Consider the following 588-nt stretch of genomic DNA (forward strand, 5'->3'; position numbering starts at 1 on the left):
GAACGGGTCTTCCCAGTCCGTCAAAATAAGTCACGGTCTGGGCAGCCTGAGAAATGGTAGGTGCTGTTATCTTAACACTAACAGGAATTTTATAGGTAACGGTCTTGATATAGTTTTCGGTCTGGGTTTGGCTTATTACCATAAAAGGCAGTAAAACTAAAAGGAATTGGATTAGTTTTTTCATGATGTTATCTGGTTTTACGGCTTGTAGTTGTACTGGTTTTCAGAAAGGATTTTTCCTTCATTGTCTATTACTGTTTCGAGTCTTCCAAAAGAATCATAAGTATAAGTTATTTTGTCTCCTTTAGGATCGGTTATGGTACTTACCCCAACCAGCGGGATATAGGTATAGGTGGTTACCATGGCGTTGGGAAGACTGCTTCGCAGTGTAGATTCCTGTGCGGCAGACAGACTTTCAGAAATAGTAAAACCTGCTCCAAAACCAGATAAGGCTTCTATTTGTGCATAGGCCGCATTTTCGATTTTGGCAATAGGCTGGGTTTTATTATAGCCCCAGATTATGGAAACTGGGATTCCGTTTTCTAAAGTGTACTGAAGGATATTGCCTTTGTCGTCGTACTGATCATA

2 protein-coding genes are annotated in these 588 nt (G+C 40.5%); both read right to left on the minus strand.

Translation table 11 applies throughout. From position 1 onward, the window contains the following. Positions 1 to 184 (minus strand): hypothetical protein (locus ACODST_RS27820; protein ID WP_488935350.1); only part of this gene is annotated, 184 nt, incomplete at its 3' end. A gap of 14 nt (positions 185 to 198) precedes the next feature. Beyond that, positions 199 to 588, minus strand: a 390-nt coding sequence (locus tag ACODST_RS27825; protein ID WP_488935351.1) for an RHS repeat domain-containing protein, incomplete at its 5' end; no start/stop codon positions are given.

The organism is Flavobacterium sp. FG19, from assembly GCF_057809475.1.